This window comes from Sphingomonas caeni, assembly GCF_026013415.1.
In the GTDB taxonomy this organism is placed as follows: Bacteria; Pseudomonadota; Alphaproteobacteria; order Sphingomonadales; family Sphingomonadaceae; genus Sphingomonas; species Sphingomonas caeni.
Genome location: NZ_JAPDOK010000003.1, coordinates 430,270 through 451,908, shown reverse-complemented (window position 1 = coordinate 451,908; position 21,639 = coordinate 430,270). Strand labels below are relative to the sequence as shown.

At 66.2% G+C, this 21,639-nt stretch carries 21 protein-coding genes; 9 read left to right on the top strand and 12 right to left on the bottom strand.

What is annotated here, in order from left to right:
• Positions 1-43: 43 nt before the first annotated feature.
• Complete coding sequence (locus OF829_RS10800; protein WP_264940021.1) at positions 44-991, bottom strand: pepsin/retropepsin-like aspartic protease family protein; 948 nt, start codon at positions 989-991, stop codon at positions 44-46.
• A gap of 207 nt (positions 992-1,198) precedes the next feature.
• On the opposite strand from OF829_RS10800, the gene OF829_RS10795 reads away from it, so the two are divergent.
• On the top strand, positions 1,199-1,747 hold the full coding sequence (locus tag OF829_RS10795) for a glycine zipper 2TM domain-containing protein (protein WP_264940020.1): 549 nt from the start codon (positions 1,199-1,201) through the stop codon (positions 1,745-1,747).
• A 98-nt stretch (positions 1,748-1,845) separates the two neighbouring features.
• Here OF829_RS10795 and OF829_RS10790 read toward each other — a convergent pair whose 3' ends face one another.
• Together OF829_RS10790 and OF829_RS10785 are read right to left on the bottom strand one after the other, a co-directional pair.
• The gene (locus OF829_RS10790; RefSeq protein ID WP_264940019.1) at positions 1,846-2,214 is read right to left on the bottom strand and encodes a WYL domain-containing protein; all 369 of its coding nucleotides are present in this window, start codon (positions 2,212-2,214) and stop codon (positions 1,846-1,848) included.
• 245 nt (positions 2,215-2,459) lie between these two features.
• A complete protein-coding gene (locus tag OF829_RS10785; RefSeq protein WP_264940018.1) occupies positions 2,460-4,184 on the bottom strand; it encodes a DUF885 domain-containing protein in 1,725 nt (574 codons plus the stop codon).
• A gap of 129 nt (positions 4,185-4,313) precedes the next feature.
• On the opposite strand from OF829_RS10785, the gene OF829_RS10780 reads away from it, so the two are divergent.
• From OF829_RS10780 to OF829_RS10765, 4 genes are all read left to right on the top strand, one after another.
• Positions 4,314-5,603, top strand: a complete 1,290-nt coding sequence (locus tag OF829_RS10780) for an MFS transporter (RefSeq protein ID WP_264940017.1) — start codon at positions 4,314-4,316, stop codon at positions 5,601-5,603.
• On the top strand, positions 5,600-6,520 hold the full coding sequence (cysK, locus tag OF829_RS10775) for a cysteine synthase A (RefSeq protein ID WP_264940016.1): 921 nt from the start codon (positions 5,600-5,602) through the stop codon (positions 6,518-6,520). Before OF829_RS10780 ends, cysK begins: the two co-directional genes overlap by 4 nt.
• A 77-nt stretch (positions 6,521-6,597) precedes the next feature.
• On the top strand, positions 6,598-6,909 hold the full coding sequence (locus tag OF829_RS10770) for a hypothetical protein (RefSeq protein ID WP_264940015.1): 312 nt from the start codon (positions 6,598-6,600) through the stop codon (positions 6,907-6,909).
• Between the two features lie 176 nt (positions 6,910-7,085).
• A complete protein-coding gene (locus OF829_RS10765) occupies positions 7,086-8,498 on the top strand; it encodes a cell wall hydrolase (RefSeq protein WP_264940014.1) in 1,413 nt (470 codons plus the stop codon).
• A 151-nt stretch (positions 8,499-8,649) separates the two neighbouring features.
• Here the strand turns inward: OF829_RS10765 and OF829_RS10760 are convergent, their stop codons facing one another.
• From OF829_RS10760 to hisI, 4 genes are read right to left on the bottom strand one after another with little or no spacing between them, the layout of a single operon-like run.
• Positions 8,650-10,452, bottom strand: a complete 1,803-nt coding sequence (locus OF829_RS10760; protein ID WP_264940013.1) for an acyl-CoA dehydrogenase C-terminal domain-containing protein — start codon at positions 10,450-10,452, stop codon at positions 8,650-8,652.
• Between the two features lie 9 nt (positions 10,453-10,461).
• Entirely contained in the window at positions 10,462-10,890 is a 429-nt protein-coding gene (locus OF829_RS10755) for a MerR family transcriptional regulator (protein WP_264940012.1), read from the bottom strand.
• Between the two features lie 43 nt (positions 10,891-10,933).
• A complete protein-coding gene (locus OF829_RS10750) occupies positions 10,934-11,443 on the bottom strand; it encodes a hypothetical protein (protein ID WP_264940011.1) in 510 nt (169 codons plus the stop codon).
• Positions 11,440-11,793 carry a phosphoribosyl-AMP cyclohydrolase gene (hisI, locus tag OF829_RS10745; protein WP_264940187.1) on the bottom strand — a complete coding sequence of 118 codons (354 nt, stop codon included), beginning with the start codon at positions 11,791-11,793 and terminating at the stop codon, positions 11,440-11,442. Before hisI ends, OF829_RS10750 begins: the two co-directional genes overlap by 4 nt.
• Positions 11,794-11,925: 132 nt before the next feature.
• On the opposite strand from hisI, the gene purF reads away from it, so the two are divergent.
• Positions 11,926-13,389 carry an amidophosphoribosyltransferase gene (gene purF / locus OF829_RS10740; RefSeq protein WP_264940010.1) on the top strand — a complete coding sequence of 488 codons (1,464 nt, stop codon included), beginning with the start codon at positions 11,926-11,928 and terminating at the stop codon, positions 13,387-13,389.
• A gap of 10 nt (positions 13,390-13,399) precedes the next feature.
• Complete coding sequence (locus OF829_RS10735; RefSeq protein ID WP_264940008.1) at positions 13,400-14,116, top strand: SDR family NAD(P)-dependent oxidoreductase; 717 nt, start codon at positions 13,400-13,402, stop codon at positions 14,114-14,116.
• Positions 14,117-14,127: 11 nt separating this feature from the next.
• On the opposite strand, the gene OF829_RS10730 is transcribed toward OF829_RS10735, so the two are convergent.
• From OF829_RS10730 to OF829_RS10710, 5 genes are all read right to left on the bottom strand, one after another.
• On the bottom strand, positions 14,128-15,282 hold the full coding sequence (locus tag OF829_RS10730; RefSeq protein ID WP_264940007.1) for a serine hydrolase domain-containing protein: 1,155 nt from the start codon (positions 15,280-15,282) through the stop codon (positions 14,128-14,130).
• On the bottom strand, positions 15,282-16,535 hold the full coding sequence (locus tag OF829_RS10725; protein ID WP_264940006.1) for an SAM-dependent methyltransferase: 1,254 nt from the start codon (positions 16,533-16,535) through the stop codon (positions 15,282-15,284). Before OF829_RS10725 ends, OF829_RS10730 begins: the two co-directional genes overlap by 1 nt.
• A gap of 85 nt (positions 16,536-16,620) precedes the next feature.
• A complete protein-coding gene (locus tag OF829_RS10720; RefSeq protein ID WP_264940005.1) occupies positions 16,621-16,854 on the bottom strand; it encodes a hypothetical protein in 234 nt (77 codons plus the stop codon).
• Between the two features lie 36 nt (positions 16,855-16,890).
• The gene (locus tag OF829_RS10715) at positions 16,891-17,919 is read right to left on the bottom strand and encodes a 2-oxoacid:ferredoxin oxidoreductase subunit beta (protein ID WP_264940004.1); all 1,029 of its coding nucleotides are present in this window, start codon (positions 17,917-17,919) and stop codon (positions 16,891-16,893) included.
• A 40-nt stretch (positions 17,920-17,959) separates the two neighbouring features.
• Positions 17,960-19,903, bottom strand: a complete 1,944-nt coding sequence (locus tag OF829_RS10710) for a 2-oxoacid:acceptor oxidoreductase subunit alpha (protein WP_264940003.1) — start codon at positions 19,901-19,903, stop codon at positions 17,960-17,962.
• A 264-nt stretch (positions 19,904-20,167) separates the two neighbouring features.
• Here OF829_RS10710 and OF829_RS10705 point away from each other — a divergent pair, with 264 nt between their 5' ends.
• The gene (locus tag OF829_RS10705) at positions 20,168-20,659 is read left to right on the top strand and encodes an RNA pyrophosphohydrolase (protein WP_264940002.1); all 492 of its coding nucleotides are present in this window, start codon (positions 20,168-20,170) and stop codon (positions 20,657-20,659) included.
• A 45-nt stretch (positions 20,660-20,704) separates the two neighbouring features.
• Positions 20,705-21,601 (top strand): DUF481 domain-containing protein, encoded by an 897-nt coding sequence (locus OF829_RS10700; RefSeq protein WP_264940001.1) that lies wholly within the window; start codon positions 20,705-20,707, stop codon positions 21,599-21,601.
• Positions 21,602-21,639 lie beyond the last annotated feature (38 nt).

Sequence of the window (21,639 nt, the reverse complement as noted above, 5' to 3'; positions counted from 1 at the left end):
CTCTCGTTTGCCTGCCCGCCCCCGGATGGGGAACCGGACAGGGTTACGGCCGGGGCTGTTTAGGATTGGTGAAGACGCGGCGCTCCGGATCGATCAGCCACAATTTTCCCGCGCCCAGATCGAGCACGATGACGAACCGGCCGAGCACCTCCATGCCGAGGATGCCGTCGCCCGATCCGGGCCGTGCGGCATCGAGCACGGTGCTCACATCGGCCACGCTGTGCGAACCGATTCCCATCTCGGCGATCTCGACCATCTCGACGTCGTAGCTTTGGCCGGTGGCGCCGGTCGCCCGGCCGGTGCCCATGCGGCGCCCGATTGCCCCCAGCCGCGCCCAGGCGGCAGGCGTGAGCGTGAGCCCGCCATTCGATCCGAGATCGAGCCCGACCGTCGCGGGCTTGCCGCCGATCTGGATCTCGACCAGCGCACGCTTGCCGCGCAGCGCGATCGCCTGATCGGGTGCGACGCCGTCCATCCGGCCGGTAGGGGTAAGATGGAAGGTGCGCGCGAAGGGATCGATCCTGAGTGCCATGTGGAGCAGCGTGTCGCCGCCGACCACCAGTTCGATCTTGTAGCCGAGGATCTTCTGCGCGGCGGTCATGTCGAGCGCGAGCATCGGCATTTTCGCCTCGAACTGGCCCGCGATCGAGACCGGCACCTCGGCAACCCATTGCGAAACCAGCGATCCGCCGCCCGCGCCGAAAACCAGGCCCTTGGCGGTGTCGATCCTGTACCCTGCCGATTGCGCCGCGTTCAGATCGATCAGCGTGCGGTCCGCGCCGTTGTCGAGCAGCGCCCAGACCTCGCGCCCGCCGATCTTCGCGCGAAAAACGACACGGCCCTTGACCGTCTGGTAGGGCACCGGGGCGCGATCGGCATCGGGGAAGAAGCTGAAGCCGCTCGCGGTAAGGACGGGGCTGGGGCGGCGCTGCGCGGTCGCGGGCAGCGGCGCGGCCAGCAGGCCGATCAGGGCTATCAGGAGCCAACGCATCGTCCCACCCCTCGTGCACGGAAAGTGCGGATCAGGCTATCGCGCCTTCGCACGCGCAGCAAGCGCGTCCCGAACGGCCGAATTGAAATCGACTTTCATGGCAACATGTTACGACCGCAGACCTGGCCGGACGATTTCGTCCACGGAACGATCCCGTCCGCCATTCGCTTTGTGTCCACGCCTCGCACCGGGGCAAAAGGAACTTCCATGAAAACGACCCTCACCCTCGCGGCGCTTGCCGCGAGCTGCCTCGCCATTGCCGCTCCGGCGCTGGCGCAGCGCGGCCAGACCGATAGCCGCTATTCGCAGAGTTCGGCTGAGGACGCCCGCTTCGCCGCCGCGCAGCAGCGCTTCGGAAACGAATATGTCCTGTTCCAGGCCGCGACCGACCGCTACCGCGCCTCGCGCGCCCAGACGCGCGACATGCGCGATTTCCGCAACAATCCGCGCGACAATTATGACGACGATCGCGACGAGGGCAATTATGAGCCGTCGGGCTATTATCGCGACGGGCCGCGCTATCAGGAGCGGATGATGGGCCCCGATGAGCGCGTCTATCGCGGTCGCGACGGCCGTTATTATTGCAAGCGCAGCGACGGCACCACCGGCCTGATCGTCGGCGCGATCGCTGGCGCGACGCTGGGTAACCTCGTCGACGGAGGCCATTCGCGCAGCGCCGGAACGCTGATCGGCGCATTGGCGGGCGCGGTTGTCGGAAACCAGATCGATCGGAACAGCCAGCTTCGCTGCCGCTGATCCTGTCGCGGTTTGGGGCGCGGTCTCGAGAGGCTGCGCCCCCGACTGCTTCACGCGGAAGCGTGATCGCGGCCTATCCGAAGCCTTGGGAAATGGCCTCAGGCGGCCTCGGCTGCCGCTTGGGGCTCGACCACCAGGATCGTCTCGCCGATATATTTCTCGGCCTCGGGCTCGAACAGCTCGGCATTGATCTCGAACTCGCGCTCGAGCACCCGCAGCTCGCTCAGGCCATCGAGCTTGAAGGTGGCAAGCTTGATCTCGCGCGGGATCATATTCTCCCGGCTGACCGTGACCGCATCGACGTGCAGCCCGCCATGGCGCGTGTAAAGGATGTGCGGAGCAAGGACCATGCGGCTGCGGTTATAGGTCGCCGATATGCAGCGGCGGCAGATGATCGCCTCGAACAGCATCATCGTCGGGGTGGGCGCGTCGGCCTGCTCGCGGTCCTGATCGGTGGTCAGCTTCATCCCCCCGTTATAGGGATTTTGTTGCGCTGCAGCAAGAACCCTCGAACGCGGAAATGTCTCGCCCGGGGATGTCTGGTCCCCGGGCGCGAACTCAGTGCCACAAGATCAGCAACAGGATGATGATCGGGATCGGAATCCCCAGCAGCCAAAGCAAAATGCCCTTGCCCATACGCCATGCTCCATCATGTTGATTTTGTTGGCGTTAGAACCCGCAGGAGCTCCCGCGGGTTCCCAGGAGCATCAAATCAGAACACCGCCTTGGCGGTCGGCTCGCCCATCATCCGCTGGCGGACCAGCGGGATCGGCGGGCCGCCGAACGACAGGAACTGGTCGTGGAAATCCTTCCACGCCGCGCGGCCGCCATGCTTGGCGGTCCAGTCGTCGCGCAGGCGCCGGATCATCAGCTTGCCCAGCGTGTAGTTGAGATAGGCCGGGTCATAGGTGCCGCGCGCCGCCTGCTGCCGGGCATTGCCCGAGTCCTGATAGCATTGCTCGCGGAACATGGTTTCGGACTGCTCCTGCGTCATCTTCCCCGTGTGCAGCCCGATCGCCGAAAGGAAGCGGCAGTTGCGCAGCAGCGCGTTGGAGAGCTGGCCGATATGCGTGGCGCTGTCGCCCGCATGGAGGCCGGCCTCCCACATCATCTCCTCGCTATAATGCGCCCAGCCCTCGGCGAACGCATAGCCGACGAAGAGCTGCCCGAACTTGTACTTCGACCGGTTCGAATGGAGGAACTGGAGGAAGTGGCCCGGCATCACCTCGTGCACCGTGGTGAACAGCAGGTCGTCCTCGCCGGGGATATAGGCGGCCTGCTCCTGCGGGCTCCAGGACGGATCGGGCGGCGAGATATAGTAGATCGACGCGACCCCGGTCTCGAGTGGCCCCGCCGGATCGATATAGGCCGAGTTCTGCCGGTTGTAGGGCGGGCTCTCGCGCACCAGCGCCTGTTCGGTGCCGGGGATCGTCACGATGTTATTCTTGACGATGAAGTCGCGGAGTTCCGGGATCTGATCGGTCGCGGCCTTGACCGGGCCGCCCTTGGGCTTTTCCGAATTCATCTTGGCCATGCAATCGACCACGGTCGCGCCGGGCGCATATTTTGCGCATTCGGCGACCAGCGCGTCCTGGTTGCGCTTGAGATCGGCCTTGCCGACCGCCTCGAGCTGCTCGAGCGGCATATCGACGCCCTCGGTCGCCATCAGCATGTGCGAGAAACGCTCGGCGCCCAGCGCGAAATCCTGCGTGGCGCCCGCCTGCTGTCCCTTCATCCAGACGGCCAGCTCGCTCATCGCCTTGCTCGCCGCCTCGCCGGCATCCTTGAGCGCCTTTTGGAGCGCGGGATCCTTGACCGAGGCGAAGGCCGCGACCGCATCGCCCTTGTAATAGCCCTCGAAGCCCTCGAACGCCGCGAGGCCGTATTTGACGAAGCTCGCCGGCATCGGCGTCTTGAGGTTGGCCTTGATGTTGGCCGCGGCCGCGGGGACCGCCTTGAGGAAGGCGGTCATCGCCTTGATGCGGACCTCGGGCGGGGCATATTCGCGCGAGACATAGGTGTTCGGATCGAGCCCGCCGCCGACATAGAAGGCGGGGTTCCGGTGCGGCGAATCGGCTTCCTCGAGCCAGAAAAGCTGCCCCTTGGCGACCTGGACCATATAGTCGCGCTCGAACGCCTCATCGGGGTTGAGCCCGGTCATGGCGCTGGCCTTCGCGATCGTGGCGCGCAGGAAATCGCCGCGCGTCTTCAGCCCCGCCGCGCTCCAATCGGGCAGCTGGCCGTCAAATTCATGCTTGCCTTCATAGACCGCGAAGGACGGATCGACCTTGAACCATTTGTCGATCGTCGCGTCGCGGAACCCAGCCCAGCCCTGCGTGGTCGGCGCCTCGGCCATGCTGTTGTTGCTCCCGCCGCTGCCCGACGAACAGGCCGCGAGCGCCAGACAGGCTGCACCCAGGAATAAAGCGACGCGCATAAGACTCTCCGATTCGTTTGATATGATGAATCGCACCATGCGCCCGCCCCGCCCGCGCGGCAACTTTAGCGCGCCCAAGCCAATCGAGCGTTGCCTCTGAGGCGAAGTCCCGCCTAGAGGCGGTCCCAGATGTCCGAACACCCCTTCCGCATCGCCAATTTCCGCGCCTATTGGGCGGCGCGCTTCACGATGACGATCGCGCAGAATGCGATGATCATCGTCATCGGCTGGCAGACCTACACGATCGCGCGGATGACGATGAGCCCGGCGGCAGCGGCCGCGCAGCTCGGGCTGATCGGGCTGCTCCAGTTCCTGCCGCTCTTCTTCACCACGCCGATCACGGGCTATCTCGCCGACCGGCTGGACCGGCGCTGGATCACGCGGATCACCGTCTCACTCCAGCTCGGCTGCACGCTGATCCTCGCCCTCGCCACGTGGCAGGGATGGATGTCGCTGCCCGTGCTGTTCACCGTCGCAGTGCTGCTCGGGCTGGCGCGTGCCTTTGCCGGGCCGGCGTTCAGCGCGCTGACGCCCAATCTGGTGCCGCGCGAGGTGCTGCCGACCGCGATCGCGCTCAGCTCGATCTCGTGGCAGGTGGGCACGATCATCGGCCCGGCGATCGGCGGTTTCGCCTATGCCCACGCCCAATCGGGCGCCTATTGGCTGGCGAGCGGACTGTTCGCTGTGGCGCTGGCCAGCCTGATGCTGATCGGCAAGGTGCCGCAGCCGCCGCGATCGAGCGCGCACCCGCTACGCCAGATCATCGATGGCATGGCCTATGTCTGGCGCAACAAGCTGGTGTTCGGAACGATCACGCTCGATCTGTTCGCGGTGTTCCTGGCCGGCACCACTGCGCTGCTGCCCATCTATGCGCACGATATCTTCAAGGTGGGCCCGCAGGGATTGAGCCTGCTCGCGGCGGCGCCGGCGGTGGGGGCCTCGGTGGTGGCGCTGTTCTTCTCGGTGCGGCCGCTCAAGACCAATGTGGGCCCCAAGATGCTGGGATCGGTGCTGATCTATGGCAGCGCGACGGTGGTCTTCGGCGTCGCCCATCTGATCGTCCCCGCCTTCGCCTTCGAAGTCGGCATCGCCGCGCTCGCGATCGCGGGCGGGGCGGACATGTTCTCGGTCTATATCCGCCAGTCGCTGATTCAGCTCTACACGCCCGACGCGATGCGCGGCCGCGTGGGCGCCGTCTCGCAGCTCACCATTTCCGCGTCCAACGAACTGGGCGAAGCCGAATCGGGCTTCCTCGCCTCGCTGCTGGGGCCGGTCGGCGCGGTGCTGGTCGGCGGCGGCGGGGCGATTGTCGTGACGATCCTGTGGACCTATCTATTCCCCGCAATCCGCAACGCGCGGACCTTCGATCCCTCGCCCGAGACGATCAAGGCCGCAACCACTCCGGAGGCCCAGACATGAAGGCGAATTCGATCCTCGAGACGATCGGCAACACCCCGCATATCCGCGTGGCCAAGCTGTTCCCCGGTGCTGAGGTGTGGATCAAGTCCGAGCGCTCGAATCCCGGCGGATCGATCAAGGACCGCATCGCGCTGTCGATGGTCGAGGCGGCCGAGAAGGACGGCAGCCTCAAGCCCGGCGGCACGATCGTCGAGCCGACCAGCGGCAATACCGGCGTGGGCCTGGCGATGGTCGCCGCGGTCAAGGGCTACAAGCTGATCCTCGTCATGCCCGAGAGCATGAGCCTCGAGCGCCGGCGCCTGATGCTCGCTTATGGCGCGAGCTTCGACCTGACCCCGCGCGAAAAGGGCATGAAGGGCGCGATCGAACGCGCGATGGAGATCGTCGCCTCGACCGAAGGCGCCTGGATGCCCCAGCAGTTCGAGAATCCCGCCAATATCGACGTCCATGTCCGCACCACCGCGCAGGAAATCCTGAGCGACTTCGCGGACAGCCCGATCGACGTCGTCATCACCGGCGTCGGCACGGGCGGGCATATCACGGGGGTCGCCGAAACCCTCAAGAAGAGCTGGCCCAATGTGAAGGTCTATGCCGTCGAGCCCGAGCTTTCCCCGGTCATTTCGGGCGGTCAGCCGGGGCCGCACCCGATCCAGGGCATCGGCGCGGGCTTCGTGCCGCGCAACCTCCATACCGACGCGATCGACGGGGTGATCAAGGTGGACGCGGGGGTCGCCAAGGAGTTCGCCCGCCGCGCCGCGCGCGAGGAAGGGCTGCTCGTCGGCATCTCGTCGGGCGCGACTCTGGCGGCGATTTCGCAGAAGCTGGCGGACCTGCCCGCGGGCAGCCGGGTGCTCGGGTTCAATTATGATACAGGTGAGCGCTATTTGAGCGTTCCGGACTTCCTTCCGGAGAGCTGAAAGACTCGCATGAACCCCAAATTAACGGTAGGATCATCGAGTCGGGGTTAAGTCGATCTTTCCGGGGGGAATTCGGCGTGCGCAACATGATGATCTGCGTCAGCGTGATGCTGGCAGTGTTTCTGGGCTGGCCGCTCGCATTTGGCGGAGGCGAGGCGACCGTCTTGCAACCGAGCCGCGCCGAAGCGCGTACCGTGGCGGTTGCCGCGACGGTGCCCGCGACCGCGGCCGCAGTGCAGGCCACGCCCGCCACCCCCAAGGCCGAGAGCTGCTACAAGCGCTATCAGCGCGAGGTGCGCCAGTGCAGCGGCGGCGCGGGCGCGGCGTGCCGGCTCAAGCAGGCCGATCATTGGGACATGTGCGAAGCCACCGGCTTCTGGCCCGAATAACCCGCCCGGCAACGCCTGACGGCGATCATTCGCAGGCGTAATGGTTCCAACTGACATGCTTCTGCGTTATGGGCGGCGGCCCCCGCCCCCATGGAGCAGTTTGTGTACCCTCGCCCGACCGCATCGTTCCCCTCCCCGCGCCCTCGGGCCGCGTGCTGAGCCCGGACGCGCGATCCATGCCCCAGATCAAATTTCCGTCGTTCGAGTCTGACGTGCCGCGTCCGATCCTTGCGATACTCGCGGCGATCGCGCTGGTCGCGGTGGTGGTGCCCGCGCTGCTGGTCGCGATCACCCCGCGCGTGGTCCAGGCCAAGGTGGTGATCGCCACCCGCGTGGTGCCCAAGACCGAGCTTCCCAAGGTCGATCCGGTCCAGCTCCAGGCGGTGAGCGTCCAGGACGCGACGACGATCAACGCCTCGATCCCCTTTTCGACCGAGCCCAATATCGCGGCGCGCGCCTTCCACCTGACCGGGGCCGAGACGACGCAGACCCGCGCGGTCGATTGCCTCGCCGCCGCGGTCTATTACGAGGCGGGCGACGACAGCGATGGCGAGCGCGCGGTGGCGCAGGTGATCCTCAACCGCACGCGGCACCCGGCCTTCCCCAAGACGGTGTGCGGGGTGGTGTTCCAGGGCTCGGAGCGTTCGACGGGGTGCCAGTTCACCTTCACCTGCGACGGCTCGATGCTCCGCCGCCTGCCCAGCGCCGAGGCCTGGACCCGCGCGCGCGCGGTCGCCCGGATGGCGCTGACCGGATCGGTCGACAAGCGCGTCGGGCTCGCGACGCATTATCACACCGACTGGGTGGTGCCCTATTGGAGCGCCAGCCTCGAAAAGATCAGCGCGATCCGGGGGAGCTACGGCACGCACCTCTTCTTCCGCTGGGCGGGCTGGTGGGGCACGCCCGCGGCCTTCAGCCGCGGCTATGCCGGGTTCGAGCCCAATATCCCGCAAATGTCGCGGCTCTCCTCGGCGCATTTCGGCGATCCGAATGCGCCCGAGACGCTGGCGGGGGCGCCGAGCGACGCGCTCGCAGTCGACCCGTCCAAGATTCCCGAGAGCCAGGTCCCGCCAGCGATCCCTGCGGACGCCAATTCCTTCCTGGTCACGCTTCCCAAGGGGATGAGCGCCAACGACTTCGCCAGCCTGGCGATCCGGACCTGCGGCGAGCGGACCTACTGCAAGTTCATGGCCTGGACCGACGGGTCGAAGACCCCCGCGCGGCTGCCGCTGAGCAGCGCGCAGGTCGCGTCGATGTCCTTCTCCTATCTGCGCGACGAGCGGCAGGGCTTCTCCAAGGCGCTGTGGAACTGCGCCCAGTTCATGCGGCCGAGCCCGGTCCAGTGCATGCGCGCCCAGCCCTTGGCGGGCCCGCCGCCGGCTCCGGCTTCGGTCGAGGCCGCGCCGGTGGATGCGAATGGGAAGCCCGTGGGACCGGCGGGGCTGACGGGCGTGCGGCGGCGGGGTGAGACCCAAGCCGCTTCGCCCATGGGCGGCACCGGCCCACGCCAGACGATGACCCTGCCGGTTGCGAGGCCCTCGACGCCCGCGCCGAGCCCCAAGCCGACGCCAACGGCGGTACGTCCCTAATCTCCTTCTCCCCCTGTGGGAGAAGGAAGGGGCCCGCCGCGAAGCGGTGGGAAGGATGAGGGGGACTCACTTGCCATCGCCCGACTCGCCCTCACCCTTCCGCAAGCTGCGCTTGCTCCCTCCCTCTCCAACAAGGGGAGAGGGAAAGAAGTCATGCCGCCCGGAACATCTCAGGATCCAAGGCCATCAGCGCGTCGCTGCCAGCTTCGATCTTGCGGCGGAGCGCGCCTGCGTCGGGGAGGATGCGTTCGGCGTAGAAGCGGGCGGTGACCAGCTTGGCTTCGTAGAATTTGGCGTCGTCGGCGCCTTCGGCCAGCGCCTGGGCGGCAGCCTTGGCCATCCGCAGCCACATCAGCCCGAGCGCGACCGTGCCGGTCAGCTGCATATAAGGATAGGCCGCCGCGCCCGCGTCGTTCGGATTCTTGAAGCCGTTGGCCGCGATCCACAGGGTCGCGGCCTGCATCTGCCCCAGCGCCTTTTCCAGCGCCTCGGCGAACGCCGCGAGCTTCGCGTCCCCCTTCGCCGCGGCGACTTCCTCGGTCACGGTCTTGAAGAAGAGTTGGACCGCGCGGCCGCCATTCAGGCCGAGCTTGCGCCCGACCAGGTCCATCGCCTGGACGCCGTTGGTGCCTTCGTAGATCATCGAAATGCGGGCATCGCGGACATATTGCTCCATCCCCCATTCGGCGATGTAGCCATGCCCGCCATAGACCTGCTGCGCGTCGGTCGCGGTCTTGTAGCCGATATCGGTGCCGAAGCCCTTGATCACCGGGGTCAGCAGCCCGACCAGATCGGCGGCAAGTGTACGCTCCTCCTCGGTGGGGGCGCCATGTTCGAGATCGACCTGGAGCGCGGCCCAGAGGCACAAGGCGCGCAGGCCCTCGGTCAGCGCCTTGGCCTCCATCAGCATCCGGCGGACATCGGGATGGACGAACAGCGTATCGGCCTTCTCGTTGGGCTCGGCCGGCCCGGTCAGCGCCCGCCCCTGCCGCCGGTCCTCGGCGTACTGAACCGCGTTCTGGAGCGCCGTCTCGCCCACCGCGAGCCCCTGCAGCCCGACGCCCAGCCGCGCGACGTTCATCATGATGAACATCGCGGCGAGGCCCTTCATCTCCTCGCCGACCAGCCAGCCCTTGGCGCCGTCATAGTTCATCACGCAGGTCGAATTGGCGTGGATGCCCATCTTGTGCTCGATCGAGCCGCACGACACCGCGTTGCGCTCGCCGAGCGAGCCGTCGTCATTGACCAGGAATTTGGGCACCACGAACAGCGAGATGCCCTTGGTGCTCTCGGGCGCGCCGGGAGTCTTGGCGAGGACGAGGTGGATGATGTTGCTCGTCAGGTCGTGCTCGCCCGACGAGATGAAGATCTTGGTGCCGGTGATGCTGTAGCTGCCGTCCGCCTGCGGCTCGGCCTTGGTCTTGATCAGGCCGAGATCGGTGCCGCACTGGGGCTCGGTCAGGTTCATCGTCCCGCCCCATTCGCCCGAAACCATCCGCGGCACGTATTTCGCCTGCTGCTCGGGGCTGCCCTTGACCAGCAGCGAGGCGATCGCGCCATGGGTGAGGCCGGGGTACATGGCGAAGGCCATGTTCGAGGAGATCATATATTCCTCGAACGCGGTCGAAACGAGGTGCGGCATCCCCTGCCCGCCGAACGCCTCGGGCGCGCCGAGCGTGCCCCAGCCGCTTTCGACATATTGGGCATAGGCTTCCTTGAAGCCCTTGGGCGTTGTGACGCTGCCATCCTCGTGGCGGGTGCAGCCCTCCTGATCGCCGCTATGGTTGAGCGGGAAAAGCACCTCGCTGACGAACCTGCCGCCCTCTTCGAGCACTGCGGTCACCACGTCGGGTGTGGCGTTCTCGAAGCCCGGCAGATTGGCGTAGCGATCGATCCCGATCACGCGATCGAGGATGAAGCGCGTGTCGCGCACGGGCGGCGTGTATTTGGGCATTTCAGGTCCTCAGTGTTCGGAATCGCTGTTCTTCATCATCGCCACGAACTGCTGCAGTTCGGCGATATGCGCATCGATATCGTGCTTCTGGTGCTCGAGCGTCTTGATCCGGTCGAGGCAGCGTTCGAGCGTCACCTGACGCTGGGTGCTGCGGCCGTCGCCGATATCGTAGAGGTCGATCATCTCGCGGATCTCGCCGAGCGAGAAGCCGACGCGCTTGCCGCGCAGGATCCAGGCGAGCCGCGCGCGGTCGCGGTGCGAATAGATGCGCTGGGTGCCGCGCCGCTCGGGCCCGATCAGCCCCTCATCCTCGTAGAAGCGCAGCGCCCGCGCGGTGACGCCGAATTCGGCGCAGAGATCGGAGATCGAGAAATGGTCGCGATCGGGGCGCGGCTCGATCGGTGCGAGCGCTTCGATGGGGAAAACCGCGGCTGGCATGGTGCGAACCTACCTTCCCTTTACGTTAACGTCAACCCTCTCGTCACTTGCCGGCGCAGAGCTGGCGCCCCTGAGAATCGCGCATTGCCGAGGCTTCGGCAACCGATTCGCTCATCCGCGCGACTTCGAGCCCCGCATAGGAGGCGCGGCGCGCGCAGAGCTTGGCGCAGGCATCGGGGACGTTGCCGGGGAAATAGATCTTGTCGCCGTCGAATTTCGCGTCGAACCCGCAGCGTTCGTCGCCCTCGCCGCCCAGATCGATCCGCAGCGTCTCGCCCGCGCGGCTGACGGTACCCTTGCCGCTGCAGGTGATGCGGTCGCCATAATCGACGAAGGCACCGATCCTGTACCCCTGCCCATCCGGCACGATGCAGACCCGGTCGGTGTCGCGCGCATAGAGGCCGGCGATCTCGGTATCCTTGGGATCGCGCACCATCCCGCGCTCGATCGCAGCGGATTCGAGGTCCTGCGGCTGGGCCGCGTTCTCGACCGGCGCGTTGCCGCCCTTGCAGGCCGACAGGACCAGCAGCAGCGCGAGCGCGGTGCGCCTCATACGCGCACCAGCCGCCCGTCCTCGGCGCGGCGATAGAAGCAGCTCGGCTCGCCGGTGTGGCACGCAGGGCCCGCCGGATCGACGATCAGCCACACCGCGTCCTGATCGCAATCGACCCGAAGTTCGCGGACCTTCAGGACATGCCCCGAAGTCTCGCCCTTCTTCCAGAGCCTGCCCCGGCTGCGCGACCAGAAATGCGCCTCACCCGTCGTTAGCGTCGCCGCCAGCGCCTCCGCGTTCATATGCGCGACCATCAGCACCGAATCGCCGTGCGTCGCAACCGCGGTGATCAGCCCGTTCGCGTCATATTTCGGATCGAGCGTGAGCCCGGTTTCGCGGTGGTTTTCGATCTTGGGGGCCATGATTTTCCCTTTACGGCGTCACCTGCCGACACGCGAACAAAAGATTTATGACGGACGGGCGACAAAACCGATCGCAGCCCCTATAGGGCCTCATCTGTAACCCGAACCCGCAGGGGTAGGATGATTACCACCAATCCGTACGACGACGACAAACTCCGCGAGGAGTGTGGAATCTTCGGTGTGTCCGGCGCGGATGGCGCCGCTGCCCTGGTCGCGCTGGGGCTCCACGCGCTCCAGCATCGCGGCCAGGAAGCCGCCGGCATCACCAGCTATGACGGCGAGCATTTCCACACCAAGCACGCGATGGGCCTGGTCGGCGAGACTTTCAACGAGAAGAACGAGACGGTAATGCGCGCGCTGCCCGGGCGCACTGCCTGCGGCCATGTCCGCTACGCCACCACCGGCGAAACCTCGCTGCGCAACGTCCAGCCGCTCTATGCCGAACTCGCCGAGGGCGGCTTCGCGGTCGCGCACAACGGCAATATCTCGAACGCGATGCGGCTTCGGCGCGACCTGATCAAGGGGGGCTCGATCTTCCAGTCGACCTCGGACACCGAGACGATCATCCATCTCGTCGCCATGTCGACCTATCATGGGCTGCTCGAGAAGATCATCGATGCGCTGCGCCGGGTCGAGGGCGCCTATTCGCTGATCTGCATGACGCCCGAAGGACTGATCGCCTGCCGCGATCCGCTGGGGGTACGCCCGCTGGTGATGGGCAAGCGCGGCGATTCGATCCTGTTCGCGAGCGAGACGGTGGCGTTCGACGTGGTCGGCGCCGAATTCGTCCGCTCGATCGATCCCGGCGAGCTGGTGATCGTGCGGGACGGCCAGATCGAATCCCACCGCCCCTTTCCGCCGCGGAGCCCACGTCCCTGCATCTTCGAATATGTCTATTTCTCACGCCCCGATTCGATCGCCGAGGACCGCTCGGTCTATTCGGTGCGCAAGGCGATCGGCGCGCAGTTGGCGATCGAGGCGCATGTCGATGCCGATATCGTCGTGCCGGTGCCCGATTCGGGCGTCCCCGCGGCGATCGGCTATGCGCAGGAATCGAAGATCCCGTTCGAGCTCGGCATCATCCGCTCGCACTATATGGGCCGCACCTTCATCCAGCCGACCGACCAGGTCCGCCACCTTGGCGTCAAGCTCAAGCACAACGCCAATAGCGAGGTGGTGAAAGGCAAGCGCGTCGTGCTGATCGACGATTCGATCGTGCGCGGCACCACCAGCCTCAAGATCGTCCAGATGATGAAGGATGCCGGCGCCGCCGAGGTCCATATGCGGATCGCCAGCCCGCCGACCACCGATCCCTGCTTCTACGGCGTCGACACGCCCGAGAAATCGGGGCTGATCGCGGCGAACCACAGCCTTGACGAGATCCGCGACATCATCAAGGCCGACAGCCTGGCCTTCGTCTCGATCGACGGTCTCTATCGCGCGCTGGGCGAGGCGGCGCGCGCCGCGGACAAGCCGCGCTACTGCGACGCCTGCTTCACCGGCGAATATCCCACCACCCTGACCGACCGCGACGAACGCGCGACCGGCGAGCAATTCTCGCTGCTCGAACGCGCCGTCGGCTGAACGAGATACCATGACCGACAAGTCACTTTCCGGGCGGATCGCGCTCGTCACCGGCGCGAGCCGCGGCATCGGTGCCGCCACCGCGCGTGCGCTGGGCGCCGCCGGCGCACACGTCATCCTCACCGCGCGAACCGCAGGGGGCCTCGAGGAAGTCGAGGAAGCGATCCATGCCGAGGGCGGCAGCGCGACCATCGCGCCGCTCGACCTGACCGAGAATGACAGCATCGCGCGGCTTGCGGGAGCGATCCAGGGGCGCTGGCCTGCGCTCGACATGCTCGTGCTCAACGCCGCGACCCTGGGCGATCTCAGCCCGGTGCCCGCGTTCGACTTCAAGGATTTCGCCAAGGTGCTGACGCTCAATGTGAGCGCGCAGGCCGCGCTGATCGCCGCGTTCGATCCGATGCTCCGCAAGGCGGCGGCCGGGCGCGTGCTCGGCGTGACCAGCCGGGTCGCCCGCAGCCCCCGTGCCTATTGGGCGATGTACGGCGCCAGCAAGGCCGCGTTCGAGCAGCTGCTGCTGAGCTATGGTGAGGAGGTCCACCAGATCTCGAACATCCGCGTGGGGCTGATCGACCCGGGCCGCACCGCCACCCGCATGCGTGCCCGCGCCTATCCCGGCGAGGACCCCGCAACGATCCAGCAGCCCGAAGCCGCCGGCGAACGCATCGCCGCTTTGCTCATGGCCGATTTCGAGAACGGCTATTACGAGGCGCCCGAGGGGGCCTGACCCGTTCCGCCCTAGCGCGCAGTCGCCGCGAACAGCCGGTCGAGAAAGGCATTGCGCGCGAGCGAATAGTCGCGGTCGGTCGCCTTGGCAGCTGCGGCGGAAATGACGATCACCGTGCGGGTCCTGGGATCGACCCGGATCGTCTGGCCGAAAATCCCCTGCGCGCCATAGCGGCCCTGGGGATAGGTCCACCATTGATAGCCATAGCCGAAGCCGGGATTGCCGATATCGGCGTGCGAGCGGGTCGCGTCTGCAAACCAACCATCCGGCACGACTCCCTTGCCGCCTTCGAGCACGAATTGCCCCATCCGGGCATAGTCGCGCAGGCTTACCGACAGGCAGCAGCCGCCAATCTCGAATCCCGAGGGATCGATCATCCACAGCGCGTCGCGTTCCATGCCGAAAGGCATCCAGATCTTCTCGCTGAGATATTCGGCGAGTCCCTTGCCCGTCGCACGGCGGACCAGCACCCCGACCAGATTGGTCTCGCCAGTCTTGTACACCCATTTGGCGCCCGGCACGCTCTCGCGCTGGAGTGTTCGCATATAGGCGACGGTTGCATCCTCGCCCGGTTTCAGCGGCATCAACAGCATGCGCGCGACGTCCGAGTTCGGATCGGTATAGTCCTCGTTCCACTTGACGCCGGAGGTCATGGTGAGCAGCTGCGCTACGGTCACGCCGTCATATCCACTACCCACCAGTTCGGGGATGTAGCGGGTCACCGGATCATCGACCGATTTGATATAACCATCCCTGATCGCCGCCCCGACCAGCGTTGAGGTAAAGGATTTCGCCACCGAGAAGCTCGTCCAGCGCCCCTCGGGTCCATAGCCTCGCGCATAACGTTCGAGCCGGACCTTGCCGTCCTGGAGCACGAGCAGGCCGGCGACATTCTGCGCAGCCATGAAGCTCTCGATATCGGCGTCCGGCACGGAAAGCGCTCTGCCCGAAGGCAGCGCGCGGACCCGCCCGCCCGCCGCAACTATATGTGTGGGGAAGAGCTTTTCCATCGCCGGAAAATTGGCGTCGCGTTGCGGCTGGCTCCAGAACAGCACCTGCGCCGCCTGCACACGCACGCGTTCGGCGTCGGCGGGACTCGGCGCTACCTGTGCCAGCGCGGGGCTGGAAAGCAAAATCGCGGCCGCGCAAATCAACTTCCTGAACATTACCCCTCCTTGACCAAGGTCACCTGCGCGACATCGATCCCGCCCCCGCGGAATCCTCCCTCGCAATACATGAGGTAGTAACGCCATAGATTGTGGAATTGGATGCGGAAGCATTCCGGCAAGCGTCCGCTCCCCACCGCAGCGTCGAAGTTCAGCCGCCATTGGCGGAGCGTCTCGGCATAGCTGAGGCCGAAATTGGCCTGATCCTGCCAGCGGAGCCCCTTCGCCTGGGCGATCGCGCGAAACTGGCTTTCCGAGAGCAGCAAGCCGCCCGGGAAGATATGGGTCTGGATGAAGTCGACGTTGCTCGCATAATCCTCGAACAACGTGTCGTCGAAGGCGATATACTGGATCGCGGCGCGGCCGCCGGGCTTGAGCACGCGCGATATGGTTTCGAGATAATGGGGCCAATATTCGCGCCCCACCGCCTCGACCATTTCGATGCTCACCACCGCGTCATAAGTCCCGGTGACGTCGCGATAGTCGGTGAGCGCGAAATCGACGCCTTCGATGCGCTGCTCGGCGATCCGGGCTTCGGCCCAGGCCTTTTGTTCCTTCGACAGGGTGATGCCGTGGAGGCGCCGCCCTGCCTTGCCCGCGGCCTCGGCGAACGAGCCCCAGCCGCAGCCGATTTCGAGGATCGTGTCGCCGGGCCCGGTGCCCGTCCGCGCCAGCATCGCATCGAGCTTCGCCGCCTGCGCCGCGTCGAGCGGCTGGCCGGGACTCTCGAAGATCGCGCTCGAATAGCTCATGCCGGGATCGAGCCAGGGCGCGTAGAAGTCGTTGCCCAGATCGTAGTGATATTCGATGTTCCGCCGCGCCCCGTCGCGATGGTTGCGCCGCAGCCAATGGGCGAAGCGCTTGACCAGCAGATGATAGCCCGAAGCCCGCGCGCCCCGCGCCAGCGTCGCGCGGTTGCGGCTGAACAGCGCAAAGATCTGGACGGGATCGGGGCTGGTCCATTCGCCCCTCGCCCAGGCCTCATACCAGCCGCCCGATCCGCCCGTTGCGAGCCGGAGCAGCGCGCGCCAGCTGTGGAGATGGACGATGGCGATCGGCCCCGCCCCGCGCCCGCCGAGCATCCGCCGCGTGCCATCGGGCAGGGTCGTTTCGAGGCTGCCGGCCTCGATCCCGCGGTCGATGCGATCGATCATCCGGCGGAAAACGGGTGCAAACAGGCCCAGCAGTCCGCCCGGGCCCCCACCCCTGCGTCCCCCCGCGACCTCGCCCGTGTTTGCCATCGGCGCGTTCATTGCGGAACGTCATGCACCTTGGCGCAACGGGAGCAAGCGCGAATCTCGGCCTGGCCGATCTCCCGTAGGCGAACGGGGTTGCACCCTAGCGCGGGGCATCCTTCGGGAGCCCGTCTTCCACCGCAACGCAGCGATAGCGGATCGGCGCCCTCATTCCCTCATGGAGCTTGTCGATCGCGTAGGTGGCGGCCTTCCGGCACGCCGCCTCCGAGTCGAACGGCGTCTCGACCAGATGGGTCATCCCGAACGTCCAGGGGCCGTTCCAATTCACGGCATCGTCCGGCGCGGCGTAGATCACCAGGATCAGCAGCCATTTCATGCGGCAAATCTCCCCAAGCCCATCGGCGCTGCAGTTTCACTCCACCCGGGGCTGCTTGTCCACCATCCAGGTCTGCCCCTTGGCGACCAGCTTCTGCAGATCGGGGGTCTTGCCCTCGCTCGCCGCCTTGTTCTGCGCGACCACCGCGCTTTCGAAGGTCGGGGCGGGATCGTCGTAGAGCACGCCGAGCGCCATCGGGAAGGGCCCAAACGGCATTTCGACCAGCATGTGCGCGATCGCGCGGTTCTTCACATTGTGGACGATCACCCCCGAGACGTCGCCATCGACCACGTCGATCACCTTGAGGGTCAGCCGCTCCATGTCGAGCGCGAGCCCCTTGGTGCCGCCCGCGAACAGCAGGGGCTGGCCTTCCTCGCACCAGAGCTGGTTAGCGAGGGCGTTGGGCTTGGCGGTAAAGGGCTCGAACACCTCGTCATTATAAACGATGCAGTTCTGGAAGATCTCGACGAACGCCGCCCCCTGGTGCGCGTGCGCGGCCTTGAGGACGCTCGGCAGGTTCTTGTTCACATCGATCCCGCGCGCGACGAAGCGCGCACCGCTCCCGAGCGCGAAGGCACAGGGCTTGACGGGGTGATCGACCGAGCCGAACGGCGTCGAGGGCGAACGCGTGCCCTCGCGGCTGGTCGGCGAGTATTGCCCCTTGGTGAGGCCATAAATCTCGTTGTTGAACAGCAGCACCTGGCAGTTCAGGTTCCGGCGCAGCAGATGCATCGTGTGGTTGCCGCCGATCGACAGCGCGTCGCCGTCGCCGGTGATGATCCACACATCGAGCTCCGGGTTCGCCAGCTTGACCCCCGTCGCCACCGCCGGCGCGCGGCCGTGGATCGTGTGGAAGCCATAGGTCTCCATATAATAGGGGAAGCGCGACGAGCAGCCGATGCCGCTGACGAACACCGTATTCTCCGGCGTCCCGCCGATTTCGGGCATGGTGCGCTGCACCGCCTTGAGGATCGCATAGTCGCCGCAGCCCGGGCACCAGCGGACCTCCTGATCGGTTTCCCAATCCCTGGGCGTGCTCGGGCGGACCGTCGTCATCTCGTTCATGGCCGGGCCTCGAAAGTTACGAAAGTTAGGGGGTCGCGCATCATGGGTTCACCGCCTCCGGGCTGGGCAGCTGGCTATCGTCGGGGCCGAGTTCCTCGGCCTTGTCACTGCCGAGGTGGCGCGTGATCGCGGCTTCGATCTCGGCGATGGTGAAGGGCTGGCCGCTGATCTTGTTGAGCGGGACCGCGTTCACCAGGAACTGGTCGCGCAGCACCGTCTTGAGCTGGCCGGTGTTCATTTCGGGTACGAGGATGTGCTCGTAACTCCTCAGAATATCGCCCAGGTTTTTCGGGAGCGGCCAGATGTGGCGGATATGGATGTGGCTGACATCCACGCCCTTCGCACGCGCGCGGCGAACCGCGGTGGTGATCGGGCCATAGGTCGAGCCCCAGCCGACCACGACGAGCTTGCCGCCCGCCTGACCTGCTTCGACCACCTGATCGGGCACATCGATATTCGCCACCTTGTCACGGCGGATATCGGTCATCGCCTGGTGGTTGCCCGGCGAATAATCGATATTGCCCGAATTGAGCGCCTTCTCGATCCCGCCGATGCGGTGGAGCAGGCCCGGGGTGCCCGGCTTGACCCAGGGGCGCGCGAGCTTTTCGTCGCGCGCATAGGGCATGAACTTCTCGCCCTCAGGGGGCAGCGCCGTGTGATGCGTCACCGGGAAGGGCTTGTAGGTGCTCATGTCGGGCACCTTCCAGGGCTCGGCGGCATTGGCGATATAGCCGTCGGTCAGGATCATCACCGGTGTCATATATTGGGTCGCGATCCGCACCGCCTCGATCGCGACATCGAAGCAATCGGCGGCCGAGCGCGAGGCGATCACCGGCATCGGCGCGTCGCCGTTGCGGCCATAGACCGCTTGATAGAGGTCCGACTGCTCGGTCTTGGTCGGCAGGCCGGTCGAGGGCCCGCCGCGCTGCGAGTTGATGATGACGAGCGGCAGCTCGGTCATGATCGCCAGCCCCATCGCCTCCCCCTTGAGCGCGATGCCCGGACCCGATGACGAGGTGACGCCCAGCGAACCCGCATATGATGCGCCCAGCGCCGAAGCGATCGCGGCGATCTCGTCCTCGGCCTGGAAGGTGGTGACGCCAAATTCCTTGTACCGCGACAGGCTGTGCAGGATCGCCGAGGCCGGCGTGATCGGATAGCCGCCGAAGAACATCGGCAGCCCGGCCAGCTGCGCCCCGGCGACCAGGCCCAGCGAGATCGAGTCGGCGCCCGTGACGGTGCGGTACAAGCCCGGCTCCGAAGGCGCGGCGGCGACGTTGCGCTGCGAGATGCCCAGCGCGCCCAACTCGGCGGTCTCGCCATAGGCATGGCCCGCATTGAGCGCGGCGATATTGGCCTCGGCCAGCTCCGGCTTCTTGGCGAACTTGTCCTTGAGCCACTGCACGAGCGGCGCGCGGTCGCGGTCGAACATCCAGAGCGCGAGCCCCAGCGTCCACATATTCTTGCAGCGCAAAGCTTCCTTGTTGCCGAGGCCGAAGGGCTTCACCGCCTCGACGGTCAGCGCCGAGATATCGAGCTTCAGAACCTGCCACTTGCCGAGCGAATCGTCCTCGAGCGGGTTGGCGGCATATTTCGCCTTGTCGAGGTTGCGCTGGCCGAATTCGCCGGTGTCGGCGATGATCAGCCCGCCGGGCTTGAGCGCATCGACATTGGTCTTGAGCGCGGCCGGGTTCATCGCGACGAGCACGTCGGGCTGGTCGCCCGCGGTCTCGATCGAGGTCGAGCCGAAATTGATCTGGAAGGCCGAGACCCCGAACAAAGTCCCCTGCGGCGCACGGATCTCGGCGGGGAAATCGGGGAAGGTCGCAAGGTCGTTTCCGGCCAGCGCGGTCGAGAGCGTGAATTGGCCCCCGGTCAGCTGCATGCCGTCGCCGGAATCTCCGGCAAATCGAACGACCACAGCTTCAGATACGGGGTTGGCCGAAGCCTCTTCGGGCGTCAGCTGATGCACGGCACTCGCCATTTAGGATGTTCCTGCTGTCACGGGTCTTTTGGTTTTATCGTTATGCGGCCCCTCTACGCCCCCCTCGGGCGACTCCCAACCTAGAAAAAAACACCGCAGTTGCAATGCAAGCTTTGCACGGCGCGCACCTTGGCTGTCCCAGGACCCGTAGTTTCACGGGCCGTCATCCCGGCGAAAGCCGGGACCCAGGAGTCACGCAGGACACCGCTTGCGACTCCTGGGTCCCGGCTTCCGCCGGGATGACGATTGGAGTAGGGCGCCGCGATGACCGACCACGCCTCCCTCCCCTATCGCCCCTGCGCCGGCGTGATGCTGGTCAACCGCGAGGGGCAGGTCCTTGTCGGGCAGCGGCTCGATTCGACGCTCGAGGCCTGGCAGATGCCGCAGGGCGGGATCGACAAGGGCGAGACGCCCTATGACGCGGCGGTGCGCGAGCTGTGGGAAGAGACCGGGGTGCGCGCCGATCTGGTCGAGCTGGTCGCCGAGGCGCCCGACGAGCTGTTCTACGACCTGCCCGACGAGCTGATCGGGGTGATCTGGAAGGGCAAGTGGCGAGGGCAGCGGCAGCGCTGGTTCCTGTTCCGCTTCCTGGGCGAGGATGAAGACGTCAACATCGCCACCGCCGAACCCGAATTCCGCGCATGGCGCTGGGCCGATCCCGCCGACCTGGTCGAGCTGATCGTCCCCTTCAAGCGTGAGCTCTATGCGAACGTTCTTGAGGCCTTTGCGGAACATCTCGCCCCGGAATCGAACTAACCCGGCCCTTTTCCAGCCCGATTGATACCGTTATCAGCGGCATTCATGCGCGCGCTGCTCCTCGCCCTCCCGCTGTTGCTCGCCAATGCGCCGAGCGATCCGGACACGATTCCGCCGCCGATCAAGGCGATGCTCGATGCCGCAATGGCCTCGGGCAACGAGAATGACGTCGCCACCGTCGTCAAATATGCCCGCGCCGCGGCGCCCGAATCCGCCGACCAGATCGCCCGGCTCGCCTCGGACTGGCGCGCCGACCGGCGCCGCAAGAACGAACAGCGCATCCGCGAGGCGGGACTGTTCGACCTCGTCAAGGGCCGCGCCGAGCTGGGCGCCTATGTCACGCAGGGCAACAGCAACAATATCGGGCTGACCGCGGTGATCGAGCTGCGGCGCGAGGCGCTCGAATGGCGGCACAAATTGCGCTTCCAGGCCGATTATCAGGAAAGCCGGGGGGTCGTGACCCGCGAGCGCTATGTCGCCGCGTACGAGCCCAACTGGAAGTTCGGCGAGCGGGCCTATATGTATGGCGCGGCACAGTTCGAGGCCGACCGGATCCTCGGCTATCGCGACCGTATCTCGGTCTCTTCGGGCATCGGCTACAGCGCGTTCAAGCGGCCGGGGCTGCGGCTCGATCTCGAGCTGGGACCGGCCTATCGCTACACCGACTTCACCGACGGGCGGACCGAGAGCAGGCCGGCGATCCGCGGCTCGGTCGATTTCGAGTGGAAGCCGGTGACGGGGATCACCATCCGCCAGAACGCATCGGCCTATGTCCAGCAGGACGCGACCAGCACGGTGACGTCGAAATCGGCGGTGCTGTCGCGGCTGATCGGGCCGCTTTCGGCGCAGCTCTCCTATACGCTCCAATATGAGAGCATGCCGCCCGCGGGCCGCAAGACCACCGACACGGTGAGCCGCGCGGCCTTGGTGGTGGATTTCTGACGCGGCGGAGATTGAGGGAAGTCGTAACCCCCGTTACG